Source organism: Povalibacter uvarum (assembly GCF_014202975.1).
Lineage (GTDB): Bacteria > Pseudomonadota > Gammaproteobacteria > Steroidobacterales > Steroidobacteraceae > Steroidobacter > Steroidobacter uvarum.
The window spans coordinates 755,498-773,104 of record NZ_JACHHZ010000002.1 but is presented as its reverse complement, the minus strand read 5'-3'; the positions used below and the strand labels follow the sequence as shown (position 1 = coordinate 773,104).

Annotated in this window: 17 protein-coding genes; 6 read left to right on the top strand and 11 right to left on the bottom strand. The window is 63.5% G+C overall.

Annotated features, from left to right (window positions below; all coding sequences use genetic code 11):
* Nucleotides 1-76: 76 nt before the first annotated feature.
* The 4 genes from HNQ60_RS09675 to hmgA form a co-directional block, all read right to left on the bottom strand.
* On the bottom strand, nucleotides 77-448 hold the full coding sequence (locus HNQ60_RS09675; RefSeq protein WP_184331096.1) for a phage holin family protein: 372 nt from the start codon (nucleotides 446-448) through the stop codon (nucleotides 77-79).
* An 82-nt stretch (nucleotides 449-530) separates the two neighbouring features.
* The gene (locus HNQ60_RS09670; protein ID WP_184331094.1) at nucleotides 531-1,292 is read right to left on the bottom strand and encodes a hypothetical protein; all 762 of its coding nucleotides are present in this window, start codon (nucleotides 1,290-1,292) and stop codon (nucleotides 531-533) included.
* Between the two features lie 26 nt (nucleotides 1,293-1,318).
* Nucleotides 1,319-2,623 (bottom strand): fumarylacetoacetase, encoded by a 1,305-nt coding sequence (fahA, locus tag HNQ60_RS09665; protein WP_184331093.1) that lies wholly within the window; start codon nucleotides 2,621-2,623, stop codon nucleotides 1,319-1,321.
* A complete protein-coding gene (hmgA, locus tag HNQ60_RS09660) occupies nucleotides 2,620-3,918 on the bottom strand; it encodes a homogentisate 1,2-dioxygenase (protein WP_184331833.1) in 1,299 nt (432 codons plus the stop codon). Before hmgA ends, fahA begins: the two co-directional genes overlap by 4 nt.
* A 212-nt stretch (nucleotides 3,919-4,130) precedes the next feature.
* Between hmgA and HNQ60_RS09655 the strand changes: the two genes are divergently transcribed.
* Entirely contained in the window at nucleotides 4,131-4,523 is a 393-nt protein-coding gene (locus HNQ60_RS09655) for an MAPEG family protein (protein ID WP_184331091.1), read from the top strand.
* A gap of 85 nt (nucleotides 4,524-4,608) precedes the next feature.
* On the opposite strand, the gene HNQ60_RS09650 is transcribed toward HNQ60_RS09655, so the two are convergent.
* From HNQ60_RS09650 to HNQ60_RS09635, 4 genes are all read right to left on the bottom strand, one after another.
* On the bottom strand, nucleotides 4,609-5,643 hold the full coding sequence (locus HNQ60_RS09650) for a GGDEF domain-containing protein (RefSeq protein ID WP_184331089.1): 1,035 nt from the start codon (nucleotides 5,641-5,643) through the stop codon (nucleotides 4,609-4,611).
* Nucleotides 5,644-5,649: 6 nt separating this feature from the next.
* On the bottom strand, nucleotides 5,650-6,921 hold the full coding sequence (locus HNQ60_RS09645; protein ID WP_184331087.1) for a S41 family peptidase: 1,272 nt from the start codon (nucleotides 6,919-6,921) through the stop codon (nucleotides 5,650-5,652).
* 168 nt (nucleotides 6,922-7,089) lie between these two features.
* Nucleotides 7,090-9,393 (bottom strand): EAL domain-containing protein, encoded by a 2,304-nt coding sequence (locus tag HNQ60_RS09640; RefSeq protein ID WP_184331085.1) that lies wholly within the window; start codon nucleotides 9,391-9,393, stop codon nucleotides 7,090-7,092.
* Between the two features lie 315 nt (nucleotides 9,394-9,708).
* Nucleotides 9,709-10,857, bottom strand: a complete 1,149-nt coding sequence (locus tag HNQ60_RS09635; protein ID WP_184331083.1) for a murein hydrolase activator EnvC family protein — start codon at nucleotides 10,855-10,857, stop codon at nucleotides 9,709-9,711.
* Nucleotides 10,858-11,079: 222 nt separating this feature from the next.
* Here HNQ60_RS09635 and HNQ60_RS09630 point away from each other — a divergent pair, with 222 nt between their 5' ends.
* From HNQ60_RS09630 to HNQ60_RS09615, 4 genes are all read left to right on the top strand, one after another.
* Nucleotides 11,080-11,526 (top strand): rhodanese-like domain-containing protein, encoded by a 447-nt coding sequence (locus HNQ60_RS09630; RefSeq protein WP_184331081.1) that lies wholly within the window; start codon nucleotides 11,080-11,082, stop codon nucleotides 11,524-11,526.
* On the top strand, nucleotides 11,523-11,792 hold the full coding sequence (grxC, locus tag HNQ60_RS09625) for a glutaredoxin 3 (RefSeq protein WP_184331079.1): 270 nt from the start codon (nucleotides 11,523-11,525) through the stop codon (nucleotides 11,790-11,792). Before HNQ60_RS09630 ends, grxC begins: the two co-directional genes overlap by 4 nt.
* Nucleotides 11,793-11,855: 63 nt before the next feature.
* Nucleotides 11,856-12,359, top strand: coding sequence for a protein-export chaperone SecB (secB, locus tag HNQ60_RS09620; RefSeq protein WP_184331077.1), 504 nt, complete (start codon nucleotides 11,856-11,858; stop codon nucleotides 12,357-12,359).
* 22 nt (nucleotides 12,360-12,381) lie between these two features.
* The gene (locus tag HNQ60_RS09615; RefSeq protein WP_184331075.1) at nucleotides 12,382-13,422 is read left to right on the top strand and encodes an NAD(P)H-dependent glycerol-3-phosphate dehydrogenase; all 1,041 of its coding nucleotides are present in this window, start codon (nucleotides 12,382-12,384) and stop codon (nucleotides 13,420-13,422) included.
* 2 nt (nucleotides 13,423-13,424) lie between these two features.
* Here HNQ60_RS09615 and HNQ60_RS09610 read toward each other — a convergent pair whose 3' ends face one another.
* On the bottom strand, nucleotides 13,425-13,895 hold the full coding sequence (locus tag HNQ60_RS09610) for a tRNA (cytidine(34)-2'-O)-methyltransferase (protein WP_184331073.1): 471 nt from the start codon (nucleotides 13,893-13,895) through the stop codon (nucleotides 13,425-13,427).
* Nucleotides 13,896-14,044: 149 nt separating this feature from the next.
* Here HNQ60_RS09610 and HNQ60_RS09605 point away from each other — a divergent pair, with 149 nt between their 5' ends.
* The gene (locus tag HNQ60_RS09605) at nucleotides 14,045-15,001 is read left to right on the top strand and encodes a dihydroorotate dehydrogenase (protein ID WP_184331070.1); all 957 of its coding nucleotides are present in this window, start codon (nucleotides 14,045-14,047) and stop codon (nucleotides 14,999-15,001) included.
* 25 nt (nucleotides 15,002-15,026) lie between these two features.
* Here HNQ60_RS09605 and ntrC read toward each other — a convergent pair whose 3' ends face one another.
* Together ntrC and glnL are read right to left on the bottom strand one after the other, a co-directional pair.
* Nucleotides 15,027-16,430: a nitrogen regulation protein NR(I) gene (gene ntrC / locus HNQ60_RS09600; protein WP_184331831.1), complete on the bottom strand. Its 1,404-nt coding sequence runs from the start codon at nucleotides 16,428-16,430 to the stop codon at nucleotides 15,027-15,029.
* Nucleotides 16,411-17,529 carry a nitrogen regulation protein NR(II) gene (gene glnL, locus HNQ60_RS09595; RefSeq protein WP_184331068.1) on the bottom strand — a complete coding sequence of 373 codons (1,119 nt, stop codon included), beginning with the start codon at nucleotides 17,527-17,529 and terminating at the stop codon, nucleotides 16,411-16,413. The genes ntrC and glnL overlap by 20 nt, the downstream gene beginning before the upstream one ends.
* Nucleotides 17,530-17,607: the final 78 nt, after the last annotated feature.

Below are 17,607 nucleotides of genomic sequence, written 5' to 3'. Positions count from 1 at the left end.
TGTGGGTCCGGCTTCACCCGGACCCACAGCGCTTCTGGCTACTTGCTAGCCGGCTAACAGCTGGCTGGCTTTCGTTCTATTTCCCCTTGATCACTTCGATCCGCCCGTTGTTCCCGATCAGCCCGGACGCAATCCACGAAGTGACACTGACAATCAGCGACGCAGCCACCGCTGTCCAGAAGCCGCTGATCGCGAAGCCGCTCAGTAACAGAGCGACCAAACCCAGCATCGCGGCGTTGATCACGATCAGGAACAGTCCCAGCGTCACGAGCGTGAGCGGCAACGTCAGCACGATGGCGATCGGGCGGATGATTGCGTTCACGACGCCAAGCAGCAGCGCAGCGATGAGCAACGTCGTAGCCGTATCGAACTGCAACCCCGACAGCACTTTCGTCGCGAACCACAAGCCCAGCGCCACGATCGCGCAACGAAGGATGAAGCCAGTCATGGAAGGACCCTCGGTTCGTGAGTGGACAAGTACGTCGATGATGCATGAGTTGGGTTGCCGCCGCCGGCTTCGCTCGCCTCGTTCAAGCAGCAGGCCTGAGCGCCCGGTACGACACGGACAGTAGCGCGATCTCCAAGGGCGTAAGCAGCAGATAGAGAGCGGTACTTACGGTCCAGTAATCCGCCGGCGACTGAAACATGGCGGCAAGCTGCGACTCAGCGAATCGCAGCAGCCATGGGATGACCGCGACCAGTACCATGAGCCGTACTGCATTTCCGCTCGACAGTCGCCACGCATCTCTGAGATTGATCGGCTCGTCCACGGCCATCGCGGGCAGCGCAAGCGAAAGTCTGCCCATGACGTAGGCACCCACGATCAGCGTGGAAGCCTCCGTGCACCAGATCATCCAGCTTTGCGAAGCCACATCGAGCAGGTTGACGGGGATCATCAGCACGATCGAGGCCGCAATGCCTCCGGCCAGCGATGACGCGGTCGAGGCAATCCCGACGATCAGCGCAAGCAGTACGAATCCCCATTCGCGCCGATGCCAGCCGGTGACTCCCCAGCGGGGAACCGACTCAGGCCCCAGCAGGATCACGCGGTGACAGGACACCGCTGCGAAGATCAATACGAATACCTGAATGCCGCGGGCCACCCATCTCACAGGAGCATCTGGCAATGCGCTGCTCCTGAACATCAGGAATGTCACGAGCGCGACGACGAGCGCAGGCAGGACCATGACGGCGAGGATTGCCCGGCTCGATTTCCAGCAATGCCAGAGGGCGGTCACGATCACCCGGGCGACGGGCAGCTTCGGCGGATCGATTCTTCCCTGTTCGTTCATTGCCGATGTTCCGGCGGATTGAGCGCCTAGCCGCTGATCGTTGCCCTGGCTTCGCCGAAACCGATCCTTCGCTGACCAGCGCGTTCGCACCAGGCGCGGAAGATGACGCTGTCGCCGTCTTCGAGAAACGTGCGTGTTTCGCCAGCCGGGAGCTGCACAGGCAGTTTGCCGCCGCTGGTCAATTCGAGAAGCGAACCTGCTTCTTCCGGCTGTGGGCCCGATTGCGTGCCGCTGCCGAGCAGATCGCCCGCTGAGAGATTGCAGCCGTTGATCGTGTGATGCGCCACCATCTGCCCGACTGTCCAGTACGAGTGCCTGAAGTTCGAACGTGAGAGACGATGCGGCGGGCGGCTGTCGGAGCGCATGCGCTTGGTTTCGAGGAACGCTTCGAGTTCCATGTCGATGGCACCGCCACTGCGAAGCGACGGGCTATCGAGATACGGCAGTGGCTGCGGATCCTCGGCAGCCCGTTGCCAGGAAGTGCGAAACGGCGCGAGCGCTTCCATCGTCACGATCCAGGGCGAGATCGTCGTCGCGAAGTTCTTCGCGAGGAACGGCCCGAGCGGCTGATATTCCCACGCCTGAATGTCGCGCGCGGACCAGTCGTTGAGCAGGCACAGCCCGAAGACATGCTGTTCGGCGGACTCGATCGCGATCGGCGACCCGAGCGTGTTGCCGACACCGATGAACGTGCCGACTTCGAATTCATAGTCGAGCCGGCGACTCGGTCCGAGCTGCGGCTTGTCGGCGCCCGGCGCGAGCAGTTGTCCATGAGGACGACGCACGGAACCCCCGGACACCGAGATCGACGATGAGCGGCCGTGATACGCGATCGGCACCCACTTGTAGTTCGGCAGCAGTGGGTTGTCGGGGCGAAAGAGCCGGCCCACCGCGGTCGCGTGATGAACGGATGCATAGAAATCCGTGTAGTCGCCGATCGTCGCGGGCAACGCGTATTCCGCGATTGCCTGCGGCACCAGTGTCGGTTCGACAGCTGCGCGGTGAGACGAGTCGCCACGCAGCATGCCCACCAGTGCGGCACGCAATGTCGTCCATGCGCTCGCACCAGCGGACATGAAGCGATTGAGCGTCGAGCCATGCGCTGCTTCGAGCGCATCGCTCGCCGTTCCTGTGATGACGCGCAACGTTCGCAGCGCGTGCACATCCACGATCTGGTCGCCGATAGCGACGCCGACGCGAAACGCTTCCTGCGTGCCTCGACGTCGAAAGACGGCAAAGGGCAGATTCTGGATCGGGAAATCCGCATCCGCGCGATTCGCGGAATCCACCCAGCTCGTCAGAGCCGGATCGTGTGTGTCGTTCAATGTCATGGACGGAAGTTCTTGCGCAGCCCGTGCCAGCACTGCGCGTAGTCGGACTGGAGTTGCGGAAGCGCGAGCGCATGACGCGTCGGCCGGATGACCTGGCGCGTTTCGAACATGAACGCCATCGTGTCGCTCACCTTGTGCGGCGTGGTCGTGTCCGCAGCGCTGGCACGTTCGAACGTCGTTGCATCGGGCCCATGGCCGCTCATGCAGTTGTGAAGCGATGCACCGCCCGGTGCAAAGCCTTCGGCCTTCGCATCGTAGATGCCGGTGATCAGGCCCATGAACTCGCTGGCGATGTTGCGATGAAACCAGGGCGGACGGAACGTGTCTTCCATCGTCAGCCAGCGAGGCGGAAAGATCACGAAGTCGATCGTGTCGACGCCGGGCGTGTCACTGGGCGATTGCAGCACGAGGAAGATGGACGGATCGGGATGGTCGAAGCTGATCGAGCCGATCGTGTTGAAGCGCCGCAGATCGTACTTGTAGGGCGCGTTGTTGCCGTGCCAGGCGACGACGTCGAGTGGCGAATGATCGATGCGTGCCGCCCAGAGATGGCCGAGGAACTTCGCGACCAGCTCGAAATCGCCCTCGCGATCTTCGTACCACGCAACGGGCGATTCGAAATCGCGCGGATTCGCGAGACCGTTCGACCCGATGGGTCCGAGATCCGGAAGGCGAAACGGCGCGCCGAAATTCTCGCAGACGTAACCACGTGCCTGGCCGTCGGGCAGCTCGACGCGGAATCGCAGGCCGCGTGGGATCACTGCGATCTCCTGCGGCTCGATCTCGATGACACCGAGCTCGGTGGCGAGGCGCAGGCGACCCTGCTGCGGCACGATCAACAATTCACCGTCGGCGTCGTAGAAGAAGCGATCCTGCATCGAGCGATTCGCGACGTACCAGTAGATCGCGCAGCCGCTCTGCGCATCAGGCGAACCGTTGCCGCCGGCTGTCGTGAGGCCCTGGACGAAATCCGTCGGCTGCGTCGGAAAAGGCAGCGGACTCCAACGCAGCTGACTCGGCGACGTTTCGACTTCATCGAAGCTGTTCGTCACGAGGCCGTCCGTGATGCGTTCGAATGCACCGTGCATCGCCGCTGGTCGAATCCTATAGAGCCAGGAACGGCGGTTCGCGTGGCGCGGTGCAGTGAAAGCCGTGCCGGAGAACTGCTCGGCATACAAACCGAACGCGGCGCGTTGCGGCGAGTTGCGGCCCACGGGCAGCGCACCCGCGCGTGCTTCGGTGGCGAAGTGGTTCGCGAAGCCACTCAGATACTGCAATCGCGATTCGACCGTCATGATCGTGCTGCCTCGCTTGTATACGATGGCGGAAGGCACCGCACCTTCGCGGTGCGAAAGATACTCGCTCCGCGCTCCTCATCCCAGCGGGATCATTCCTTCGTCCCAAACGACCATTGGTCGCGTGGTGTCGATACCCACGCGCTGGTCGTTCGGCTAATCTTCCCCACGGCCATACCTAAACTACAACGGCTGCCTTCACGAGGGATCCCATGGACTACGTCGCAATTGTCACTGCGCTCGCGCTCATTCAATTCCTGCTGCTGGGAATACTGGTGGGACGGGCACGCAAGCGTTATGGCGTCGCCGCGCCTGCCACGACGGGTCATGAGATGTTCGACCGGTGGTTTCGCGTCCATATGAACACCGCCGAGCAGCTGCTGTTATTCGTACCGTCGATGTGGATCTATGCGTACTACTGGAATCCGGTGTGGGCCGCCGGGATCGGCTCTCTTTTCCTCATCGGGCGAACGGTCTATGCGATCACTTACATCCGTGATCCGAAGAGCCGGTCGCTCGGCTTCCTGCTCACGTTCATCCCGATCTTCGTGTTCCTGGTGGGGACGCTGGTGGGGGCGATCCGGTCGCTGATCGCAGGCGGCTGAGGCTGTCCGTCATTCCCGCGAAGGCGGGAATCCATTCTTGAACAAAAGATGGATCCCCGCGTACGCGGGGATGACGACGCGATCCCTACTTCGCCTGCGCCGCACGCAACTCCCGATCCTGCTGCATGCGCTGACCCACGAGCATCATGAGTTCCTTCGGATACAGGTGATCCTCCGGGAACGTCGCGGTGCCGACGCTCGCGTTCGCGCGGATCAGCCGGTTGGCGACGGAAATCGTGCTCGAGTAGATGTTGTTGCGAATGCGCTGGGCGATGAGGCCGCCGGTCGGGCCGTCTGTTTCGCTCAGGAGCACGATGAATTCGTCGCCGCCGACCCGCGCCGCGACGTCGGATGCGCGAATCGAACGGCCGATTGCGGCGGCCACGGAAACGATCACCTGGCTGCCCGCATCGTGCCCGAGCGATTCGTTGACGACAGCGAGATTGTCGACGTCGACCATCACCAGCGTGTACGGACGGCCGAACCTCTCGGCCTTGCGATGTTCCTGCTGCAGAACGTCTTCGAACGACCGCACGTTGAGCAAGCCCGTCAGCGGATCGCTCGCGGCGAGATCTGAAATCCGCTGCACGGCCGTCTGCATCTGTTCGATCAGCGCGCCGAGAATCAGCGCAACCGCAACGCCCGGCAACAACTTGCTCAGCATCAGCATCCCGAACTCGGGACTGTGGATGGCGACGCCGGGCGTCAGTGCGCCGAGCAACATGCCCAGCCCCGCGATGACGAGTGCGAGCAGCGCAACGAGCCACCAGCGACCGAACGCGAGTGCAATGGCGGCGAGCGGGATCAGATAGAGCGCGACGAGCGCGCTGTGAGCGGCACCAGTGGCTGCGGCAACCAGCGTGACGTAAACGACGCAGGAAACGATGCCGATCCAATGCTGGCGCGACGCGGGCCGCTGCAACGCGGGCACCGTTCGCACGATGAGGATGGTGGTAGTCAGGAAGGCGAGCGCGAGGGCGACAACGAGAGGCTGTTGAACCGTGTTCGGAGCAAACGCGAACTGCAGGACGCCGATCGCGAGCGCAAGGATCTCAAGCCAGAGCAGCGCCGTGCTGGCGAAGCCGGTCGTGGCATTCGTCGCGCTGCTCGAAGATCGCATGCAACCTCAAGGCAATCGGCTCTGACGGATCGGGCCGTTGGAATTTTTGGAATCGTCCTTCAACACGTCGAGCGCCAGGCGCAGCTCGTAGTCGGAGGCCGGATCTCTCGTCGCGACCGCGCCTTCGCGCTTGGCGACATCTTTCGCATCGATGACGACATCGGGCGTGATGCCCACTTTGTGAATCGAAACGCCGGAGGGCGTGTAGTACCGCGACGTCGTGAGCTTGATCGCATGACCGTCGGAAAGCGGCATCACGGTCTGCACCGAGCCCTTGCCGTAAGTCTGCTGACCCACGATCTTCGCGCGGTGATGATCCTTGAGTGCGCCGGCAACGATCTCGGACGCCGATGCCGAGCCGCCGTTCACGAGCACAACGACGGGAGCGCCGTTCATGTCGTCGCCCGGCTGTGCGTCCATTTCGAACTGCGCGTCGGCGGCACGACCGCTCGCGGTGACGATCACGCCGTCTTCGAGGAATACGTCCGATACGCCGATCGCCGCTTCGAGCAGACCGCCCGGGTTGTCGCGAAGGTCCAGCACGAGTCCGCGCAGATCGCTGCCGCTCTGCTGCTTCAGCTTGGCCAGCGCCCTCTGCACATCCGGCGTCGTGCTCTCGCTGAAATGCGAAATCTGGATGTAGCCATATCCCGGTTCGAGCAGCGTCTGTTTGACGCTGTGCACCTGGACGTTCGCGCGTGCCAGCGTGAACTCGAGGCGCTGCGGCATCTCGCTGCGCGCGATCGTGATCTTCACCGTCGAGCCGGGTTTGCCGCGCATCCGATCGATGGTGTCGTTGAGGTTCTCCAGGCTGACGGGGACTTCATCGACCGCGACGATCTGATCGCCTGCGAGCACGCCCGCGCGTTCGGCCGGTCCACCTTCGATCGGCGACACGACGCTGACGGCACCGTTCTCGAGAGCGACTTCGATGCCCACACCCGAGTACTCGCCCGCGGTGCTGATGCGGATTTCGTCGAGCTCCTGGGGATCGAGGAAAGAGGAATGAGGATCGAGATCCGAAACGAGACCGCGGATCGCAGCTTCGATCAGGGCCTGATCGGAGATGTCATCGACGTAGTCCTTGCGGACGAGTTCGAGCACTTCGGCCAGCAAGCGTGCATCTCTCCACGGCACGGATTGTTCGGCCGTCGCCTTGGGCGGCGGCGGAATCTCGCGCTCAGCCTTGACGCTGCGGCCAACGGAGAGACCCGTGCCTAGCATCACACCAGTCCCAACGAGCAGCAGTGCGCGGAATGGCTTGGAGAGTCGGCTCATCAGCAAAAAATCCCTGCGGGACCCCTTACGAATCGAACTTGAGGCGAAAGAAACGAACTTTAGGCACGTCGCCCTGACTTCCATAGTACAAGCGCCGGGTCGGGACAACGGCGGCTACCGGCTACAGGTATTCCCTGAAATCGCGCCAGAATCGACCCAGTAGAACAATCAACCTGCCAGGCGCGACATCAGCGGCGAACCGGACACCCGGGTCAGGCCTGGCGCGCCGCGCAACAGCTCCTGAAGCACGGTTTCCAGTGCCCGCGGCCGTCCAATCGCAAAGCCCTGCACGTAGTCGACGCCCAGCCCCGCGACCGACGAAAGGATCGCTTCGCTCTCGACGCTTTCTGCCGTCGTCTTGAGCTGCATCGACCGGGCGAGCTGCACGATCGCCTTCACTGTCTGTTGCGAGCGCGCATTGGTCGCAAGGGTGCGCACGAGCGCACCGTCGATCTTCAGATCGGAGACAGGCAGCGACTTGAGATAGTTGAGCGAGGAAAGGCCGCGTCCGAAATCGTCGAGCGCGATGCCGTGCCCGAGATCCTGCACGCGCCGAATGAGTGTTTCCGCGCGCACGATGTTCGCAACAGCGGCGGTCTCGGAGATTTCAAAGGAAAGCAGGCCGGGCGGCAGCTCGTACTCACGCAGCTTCGCCGCGAGGAAGCCCGGGAAGTCTTCGGCTGCGACAGACTGGCCGGAAAGATTGATGGAGAAATGCGCGCCCAGCCCCTGCAGGGCCGGCGCCGCCGACGACAGGATCTCGAGCGCGTACTGCACGACCCAGCGATCGATGTCCGTCGCGATCTGGTGGCGCTCCGCCGAGGCGAAGAACTTGTTCGGTGCAATGCTCTCACCGGCGCCGTCGATCATGCGCAACAGCAGCTCGAAGCGCCGCGGCGAGTTCTGGGAGTCCAGCGTGACGATCGGCTGAGCTTCCATGCGGAAGCGATCATTCGCGATGGCATCGCGCAGTTCGCCCAACGGCGTCGTCGGCTCATGGTGAGCGACTTCGATCTCCGGCAACTCTTCGTCGACCAGTTCAGGAATCGGTGCGGCGACTTCCTGGTGAACCGGCTCCTCGATCGGCTCCTGATACGTTTCTACGCGACCGCGGCCGCGATCTTTCGCCGCCTTGCACGCAACTTCGGCCGTTGCGAGTGCATGCGAAAGCGGGAAGCGCGTCTGCGGAACGATCGCGAGGCCGGAGCTCACCGAAATCGCGATGCGCTGGCCTTCATGACGGAAGTCGAGGGCTCCGACGGCACGGCAGACCGTGCTCAGGAAGGCTTCAGCTTCCTGCAGCGAAGCATTCGGGAAAAACAGGGCAAAGCGATCGCCCGAAACTCGTGACGCCAGGATCTGTGGCCGCAGATTCGTGCGAATCGCTTCGGCGATCCGCTCGAGCACCTGATCGCCGACGTGCATGCCGTAGTTGTCGTTGATCACGTGCAAGCGATCGACGTCGGCATAGCCCACGCAATGCTGTCGGTCGCCCGCGGCCAGCGTCGCAAGCGCGCGCTGTTCGAAAGCAGGTCGTGTGAGCAGGCCCGTCGCCGGGTCGTAAGCGTTCTGCAGCACGTACGCGATGCGACGCGCCATCATTTCGAGAATGCGCGCCTGGCGCAGATCGAAATCCGCTGCCGAGTGCGGGCGGAACAGAAGCAGGATGCCCGACACAGGCTGGGTGCCGTATCGGATCGGGCACGCGAGGATCTTGTAGGGCAGGGGTCCGAGCGGGCTGTTCGGCGGCGCCTTGTTCAGTGTCAGTGTGCGACGCTGCACCTGGGCCCACGCAAAGAGGTGACGCTGGGTGCGATCGAGCAACTCGTTGTCGTTGCGGCGATGCGAGGCCGCTGCCGAATAGGACAACGCGATCTTCTTGTCGGGCACGAACAATGCGCCAAGCGATCCGTCCAGGTGCGTTACGCAATTGCGCAGCAGCTGATCGAAATCATCGCCGTCGCCTTCGGCCGAGCCGTTGGCATCGAGGAGCAGCGCGAGGTCGCCATCGCGCAGCGTGAGATTTTTCTGCAGGTCGCCGATGTTGTACTGGCTGACGAGCTCGCGGTTCAGAACCTGCAGCGCCGGACGCAGCAAGCCGAGCATCAGCGAGAACGGTCGCCCGCCGGAGCCGCTGTCGCGGCAGGACAGCGCGACGGCACCGAGCAGCTCGTTGCCTTCGCGCAGAATGAAAACGTAAGCGGTATCGCCTTCCCACGATCGCGCGAAGCCATCGCGTTCGGAAGGATCGGGTTCGGCGCTGCGGGCGGAGTTGAGCGCTTCTTCGACGAGCTGCGGCAGATCGGGACCTTCGCAACCATCCGAGAGCCACAGCGGCGTCGCCATGCGATCGTAGATTGCGATGCACAGCGCACGCGGCATCAGCATCTTCATCAGCTGGCCGTAAGGGTCGAGCGACGTCGACAGCGATTGCGCTTCGATCGTGTCATCGTCGTCGAGAATCGTCGCCATCGGTGTGCGCTTCCCGCCCCGTTGAAGGGCTTATTTCATCTCCGCGTGAAATCTGATCATCTTCCTGTGATCTCGGGGCTTCCTTGAAGTCGGCCGCAGTTTTGAGCCCCAAAGCGGTGATGACATATTGCCGCATCGGGATGCGGTGCGTCCCGTGACTTCAGTCACTATCCTGGGATTTTTCCGGGCGTCTTTGCGGGGGCTTGGACCCGCGAATTCCCGAGGGATTTCGGGCAGCCGCCCATGAGGTCGGTTGCGCTTGTCAGCGCTTTCTCACGGCTTCGCGAGCCATTCTCACGGCTTCGCGAGCCATTCTCACGGCTTCGCGAGCCAGGGAGCCGGATCGAGCGCCTGCCGCCCCTTCCGGATCTCCAGATACAGGCCCGGTTTGCCGAAACCGGCGGCGTCCCCGACGGCAGCCAACGGGTCACCCGCGGCAACCCGGTCGCCGACACGCCGGTAGAGCTGTTCGTTGTGGCCGTAGAGGCTCATGAAGCCGCCCCCGTGATCGAGCACGATCAGCAGGCCGAGGCCCGGGAGCCAGTCAGCGTATACAACGCGCCCCGGGAAGGGGGCGCGCACCTGGGAGCCGCGATCGGCACCGATCACCATTCCCTGCCACTTGAGCGGCCCGCCCGACCGCAGCTGGCCGAATCGCGCCAGGACGGACCCTTTCACTGGCCACGGCAGGCGACCGCGCGCCCGGGCGAAAGGTTGATCGCCGAGGTCGGGGAATTCTTCGATCGCGCGGCGCAGTTGCTCGACCAGCTTTTCGAGCGCGGCCGCCTCGCGCTGGGCCTTGGCGAGCTGATCGCTGCGGTTACGCAGCGTCGATTGGACCTTGGCGAGCGTCTGCTTGCGGGTGTCGCGCGCCCCCGCGAGCGACGAGACTTCCTTCGATTGCTCGGCCTCCAGCGCCTGCAGTTTCCGCGTTTCTTCCGTGATGTTCTCGGCCAGCAGGTCGAGATGGGCGAGATGTTCGTTGATCGAAGTAATCCGCTCGGCGCGTGCCCGGCCGAAATAGCTGTACCACGCCATCATGCGGCCGAGCTGCGCGGGATCGCGCTGGTTCAGCAGCAACTTCAGCTGTTCCTGGCGGCCATTTACGTACGCGACGCGCAGCTCACCCGCAAGCGCATCGCGTTCGGCATCGATGCTGCGCTGGGTTTCGGCCCGCTCTTTTTCCAGCGACTGCAGGCGCTGTTGGGCCGCGACACGCTGTTCGCGTACGGCCTGAAGCCGTTCGCGGGCCGATTGCACATTCAGTTCGGCCTTCCGGACTTCGACAGCCAGTGCGTCGCGCTTCTCGGCATCCGCATGAATGGACTTGCGGATGGACTCGATCCGGGTTCGGACCTGCTTGAGCTCCGCCTCCTTGGCCGCGGGATCCGCCGCAGCCAGGACCCCACTGCCCAGCAGCAGCGTCATCCAGAAGATGACCAGTCGTGCCGCCAGTGGATGCAAACCCTTCCCTCCGGCCCGCATTGTTATGACAGGGCCTCGGAGGAGGCCGCCAACGCAGCCTCCGCGGGTATCGGTCGGGCCGGCGCTGCTATACTTTGCGCCCTTTTTTGGGCGGGGCTTTGCACGGCGCGGAAGGCGCGTCCTGGGACGGGCACCTTCCAAAAAAGCGCTTCGCCCCCATATTCGTGTTCGCGCGACACCGGCGCCGGATGATCTGCAGCAATGAGTCGTTTTCTCGAATACACCACCAATCATCCCTTTCTGATCGCAGCGGCTGCGATTCTCGCCGTTCTCGCGATCGTGATCGAGATCCGTGAGCGCGCCAAGGGCTCGTCGCTGATTGCTACCGGGGACGCGGTGCGGCTCGCGAACAGCGGCGCGCTCGTGCTGGACGTCCGCGACGCCGGTGAATACGAAACCGGCCACATCATCGACTCCCGGAACATTCCCGCGAAGGAAGTGGCGGAACGGGCCGGCGAGAGCCTGAAAAAGTTCAAAGAGAAGCCCGTCATCGTGATCTGCGAGAACGGCTTCGCCTCGGCGAGCGCGGTCAAGGCATTGCGCACGCTGGGCTTCAGCAAGGTTGCGACCCTCCGCGGCGGCCTGCGCACCTGGCGCCAGGAAAACCTGCCGCTCGTGAAGGGCAAGAAGGACGCAAAGCAGTCATGAGCGCTGCTCCCGTTGTCATGTACTCGACCGCGTTCTGCGGTTACTGTCAGCGGGCGCGCAACCTGCTCGAACGCAAAGGCGTCGCGGTGCAGGAGATCAAGGTCGACGAAGACTACCGCGAACGCGAGACGATGATGAAGCGCAGCGGCGGGCGCCGCACGGTGCCGCAGATCTTCATCGGCGAAAGACATGTCGGGGGATACGACGATCTGGCCGCGCTGGACCGCTCGGGCGAACTCGACGCACTGCTCGCGCAGACATCCTGATTCCGAAAGGTTCGCGATCCGCAGCGAACGATTATTCAAACGTAGACTCGAGGACTCACGATCATGGTTGACGAAGTTCCCCCCTCGGCCACCAACGGGCAGGTCGATCCGAATGCGCCGCAGTTCGCCCCGCAGGCCGTTTATCTGAAGGACGTTTCGTTCGAAGCGCCGATCGGCCCGCGCGTGGCGCCGAACTCGGCGAATCCGACGATCAACCTGAACCTCAACACTTCGGTGAACGACCTGGGCGGCGACATGAAGGAAGTCGTGCTCACGGTGCGTGTCGAAGCAAAGGCCGCGGACAAGACTGTGTGGCTCGTCGAGGCACAGCAGGCCGGAGCCTTCGGCATGCGCAATGTGCCGGCCGCCGATGCGCAGCGCCTGCTCGGCATCTTCTGCCCGAACTACCTGCTGCCGTACGCGCGCCAGGTCATTTCCGACCTGCTGACGAAGGGCGGTTTCCCGCCGTTCCTGCTGCCGCCGGTGAATTTCGAAGTTCTCTTCACCCAGGCCGCGGCACAGGCTGCCCAGCAGCAGGCTGCTGGCGCCGCGGGCGCGGTCAACTAAGGCCGTTGCGACGCGGTCCGCGATGAGCAGCACGCCGGAGACAGAAGGCTCGCCGGCGTCTGCTGGCGACAGGATCGCAGTGCTCGGTGCCGGTTCATGGGGCACCGCGCTTGCGATCCAGTTCGCCCGCACCGGCTGCCAGACCACGCTGTGGGGCCGGGACCGTTCCCATCTCGATGAACTGGCACGCGAGCGTTGCAATGCGCGCTATCTCCCAGATGCGCGTTTTCCTGATGCACTGAGCATCGAGCCGGACCTCGCGACGGTTCTGCGCACGCATCGGGACGTCGTCGTCTCTGTTCCCAGTCATGCACTGCGCGGCCTCCTCATGGAGATCGCGCCGCATCGTCATGCCCGGATGCGTCTTGCGTGGGCGACGAAGGGTTTCGAGCTGTCCACGGGTTTGCTTCCTCACCAGGTCGCGGGTCAGGTGCTCGGCTCCGACGTGCCTACGGCTGTGATTTCCGGTCCGACGTTCGCACGCGAAGTCGGTGCCGGTCTGCCGACCGCGATGACCATCGCAGCCGAGGACCAGGTATTCGCCCGCGAGCTCGCGCAGCGAATTTCCGGGCTCAACTTTCGCGCATACACATCGACCGATGTGATCGGTGTGGAAATCGGTGGCGCCATCAAGAACGTGCTCGCCATCGGCGCCGGCCTTTCCGACGGGCTCGGTTTCGGCGCGAATACCCGGATCGCGCTCATCACCCGGGGCCTCGTCGAAATGACGAGACTGGGCGTCGCGCTCGGCGCCCGAAAGGAAACGTTCATGGGACTCGCCGGTCTCGGCGATCTCGTGCTCACCTGCACGGACAACCAGTCACGCAATCGTCGCTTCGGCCTCGCGCTCGCCGCCGGCGAGCGGATCGACGCCGCGCAGAAGGCGATCGGGCAGGTTGTGGAAGGCGTTCTCGCGGCCCGCGCGGTGCGGGAAGTTGCGATGCGTTCGAACGTCGAGATGCCGATCTCCGAACAGATCTACCGCGTCGTCCACGAAGGCGTCGCGCCGAAGGACGCTGTCAAAGAGCTGATGAGCAGGGCGCTGAAGCCGGAAAGCGGCTAGCCTCAAATCTTCTCCGCGCCTTTGAATCCGAGCTGGCGCCAGGCCTCGTAAGTCACCACCGCCACTGCGTTCGAGAGATTCAGGCTGCGATTGTCGGGTCGCATCGGAATGCGCAGGCGGCGTGTCGCTTCGCACAATTCGAGAATCTCCTGCGGCAATCCTCGCGTCTCCGGCCCGAAGACGAATGCGTCGCCTTCCGCGAACCGCGGCTGATCGTAGCGGGTCACGCCTCGAGTCGAGATCGCAAACCAGCGGGGTGAGTTCAGGCCCGTCAGACACTGTCCGAGCGAATCCCATTGCTCGACATGCGCCAGCTCCGCGTAGTCCATGCCCGCCCGCCGCACCGCCTTCTCACTCAGGTCGAAGGCAATCGGTCGAATCAGATGCAGCCGGGCCCCCGCGTTGGCACTCATGCGGATGACGTTGCCGGTGTTCGGCGGAATCTCAGGCTGATACAGGATGATGTGGAACATTGCAGAAGTGAATGGCGGATAGCGGATGGCGGATAGTGCAGAATCGCTGCGCGGCAAGCCACCCGAAGCAGCTCCGGCTACCGGCGGAGCACTTCCCTCCTTACACTATTCACCACTAGCCACCCTCCGCTATCCGCTATCCCCTTCTCATGCTTCCCATCGACTTCTGCGGCCTCAAGTTCGACTCACCGATCGTCCTGTTGTCGGGCTGCGTCGGGTTCGGCGAGGAATACACGCGCGTTGAAGGATTCTCCAATCGTCACGCCGGGGGGATCGTGCTGAAGGGCACGACTCGCGAACCGCGTCTCGGCAATCCGCCGCACCGCGTGTACGAGACGCCGATGGGCATGCTGAACGCGATCGGCCTGCAGAATCCCGGTGTCGAGCACGTCGTCACGAAGATCCTGCCGACCCTCGATTTCAGCGAGACGCGCTTCATCGCGAACGTCTGCGGTTCGACGATCGAGGACTACGTCGAAGTGACGCGGCGCTTCGAGGATTCGCCGATCGACGCGATCGAGATCAACATCTCGTGTCCGAACATCAAGGAAGGCGGCGTGCAGTTCGGCAATTATCCCGAGATGTCCGCGCGCGTCGTCGCTGCCTGTCGCGCGGTGACGAAGAAGCCGCTGATCACAAAACTCTCACCGAATCAGACGGACATCCGCGAGAACGCGAGGCACTGCATCGAAGCCGGGACCGATGCGCTTGCGGTGATCAACACCGTGATGGGAATGGCGATCGACGTGAACACGCGTCGCCCGATCATCGGCAATGTGCAGGGCGGACTGTCCGGCCCGGCGATCAAGCCGATCGCCCTGCTGAAAGTGCATCAGGTGTACGAAGTTGCCCGTAAGCACAACGTTCCGATCATCGGGCAGGGCGGCATCTGTTCCGCCAACGATGCACTGGAATTCATCATCGCTGGCGCTACGGCCGTCGGCGTGGGCACGGCGCTCTTCTACGACCCGCTCGTCTGCCCGAAAATCAATCAGGGCATCGCGGACTACTTGTCCCGCAACGGCATGCGGAGCGTGTCCGATCTGATCGGCACATCGTCATCGCATCCGCCCCTGCAGCAGGAGAAGCGCGCGACCGCCGGATGACTATTCCCGGCGGTCAGCGATTGGTTCACTCATCATCCATCGCCAGCTCTTTGAGCTTGCGGGTGAGCGTGTTGCGACCCCATCCGAGCAGCCGCGCCGCTTCCTGACGGCCGCCTTCCGCTTTGCGCAGCGCTGCGCGAATGAGCGTGCGCTCGAACTCCGGCATTGCATCGTCGAGCAGCGGCGTTTCGCCGGCAGCGAGCCGCTTCTCCGCCCAACTCGTCAGCTGTCGCGTCCATTCGTCCTGCAGCTTCGCCGGTCCCGGCGCCCCGCCGAGATCCGTGGGAATGTCTTCCGACTTGATCTCGCGACCCGGCGCCGTGACAGTCAGGCGGCGGCAAGTATTCACGAGCTGGCGAACATTACCCGGCCAGTCGAAGGTCGACAGCACCGCCATGGCTTCCGGTGACAGCGTCTTCGACTCGACGCCGAGTTCGATGGCTGCCGCTTCGAGATAGTGAAGGATCAGTTCCGGGATGTCTTCGCGGCGCTGACGCAGAGGCGGCACTTCGATGCGGATCACGTTCAGTCGGTGCAGCAGATCTTCGCGGAAGAGGTTCTGCTTGACGCGATCTTCGAGTGCCTGATGTGTTGCCGCGATAACCCGCACGTCGACACGCACGGGTACTTGTCCGCCGACGCGATAGAACTCGCCTTCAGCGAGCACGCGAAGCAGCCGGGTCTGCAACTGCGGCGACATGTCGCCGATCTCGTCGAGGAACAGGGTGCCGCCGTCGGCCTGTTCGAAGCGTCCGCGACGCAATGCATCCGCGCCCGTGAACGAACCCTTCTCATGGCCGAACAGTTCGGACTCCAGCAGATCGGCAGTGAACGCAGATGTGTTCAGCGCAATGAACGCCTTGTTCGCGCGCGGGCTGTGCCGATGCAGCGCCCGTGCGACCAGCTCTTTGCCGGTACCGGATTCGCCGGTGATCAGCACGGTCATGCTCGAGCGCGAGAGGCGCCCGATCGCGCGAAACACTTCCTGCATCGCCGGCGCCTGTCCGAGCATTTCCGGAATGCGGCGCGACTCCGTGCTGACTTCTTCGACGCGCTCCTTCTGTTGCGCGGCGCGGCGCACGAGATCGACGGCCTGGTCGATATCGAAGGGCTTCGGCAGATATTCGAACGCTCCGCCTTGATACGCGGCCACCGCGCTGTCGAGATCGGAGTGCGCGGTCATGACGATGACCGGGAGTTGCGGCTGACTGTCGTGGATCTCGGTCAGCAGTTCGAGACCGCTGCGCCCGGGCATGCGGATGTCGGTGATGAGTACGTCGGGCCTGTCTCTGCGTAGCGCAGCCAACGCGGAGTCCGCGTGGTCGAACGCTGTGGGCGCCATGCCACCCTGGCGCAGCGCGCGCTCGAGCACCCAGCGGATGGAAGCATCGTCGTCGACGAGCCAGACATTAAGAGGCTTTGCGGGCATCTGGAGCATGGAATGGCAGGAGGATGGTGAAGGTGGTGAGACCGGGGCGGCTTTCGAATTCGATCAGTCCGTCGTGACGACTGACCAGGTCCTGCGCGACGGCGAGACCCAGGCCGGTGCCGTCGGGACGACCCGTGACGAGCGGATAGAACAAGGTGTCGCGCAGATGTTCGGGAACACCCGGGCCGGTGTCTTCGAACTGCACGCACGCGACGAGTCGATAGCGACGCGTGCCGATGTTCTCGTTCGTCAACACACGCGTGCGCAGAGTGATCTTTCCGCCGGCGGACTTGTTCTGCGAGATCGCCTGCACGGCGTTGCGACCGAGATTCAGCATGGCCTGGATGATCTGATGACGATCGAGCAGCAGCGGCGGCAGACTGGGATCGTAGTCGCGCTCGATCGACACATTAGGCGGCGCATCCGCGGCAAGCAGATGACCGACATGTTGCAGGAGCTCGTGGATGTTCACGGACTCCTTGCGCGGGTGATGGCCGGGGCCCAGCAGCGTGTCGACGAGTGTCGCGAGACGATCCGCCTCACTGATGATCACTGACGTGTATTCGCGCATCGCGGCGTCAGCCAGCTGGCGTTCGAGCAACTGGGCCGCACCGCGCAATCCGCCGAGGGGATTTTTGATCTCGTGCGCGAGCTGGCGAATCATCGCGCGGCTGCCGCCGATCTGTGTGAGGAGGGCGTTCTCGCGCGTGATGCGCTGATGCTGAGTTCCATCGCTGATCTCGATCAGCACGGCTGCAGGCGTGCCTGCTTCTTCGTAGGGAGCGACATTGCAGTCGACAGTGAGCTCGGTGTCGCCATAGACGGAGCGCAGCGCAAGTTCGCGGCGAGAGATCGGTCGCCACGTTTCGACCGCGCGGTCGATCACTTCGGAGAGAGCGGCGGAGTCGACGAGCAATTCCGCGAGCGGCCGTCCGCGCACCTGGTTGCGGCTGACGCCGAAGAGCGTCTCGGCGGCGACGTTCAGATAGAGCAGCGCCTGCGCCTGATCCACGATCAGGATGCTCGTGCTCAGCCCATCAAGAATGCGATCGGGATCGGCCACGGCGCCTTTCGGAAAACTTGCAGGATGGGCGACCATGAAGCGGTGTCACCTCCCGCCGACTCGAGCGAGAGGGACGAACGCGAACGCGGCTGTTGCCGCTTCGCGCATGGAGGG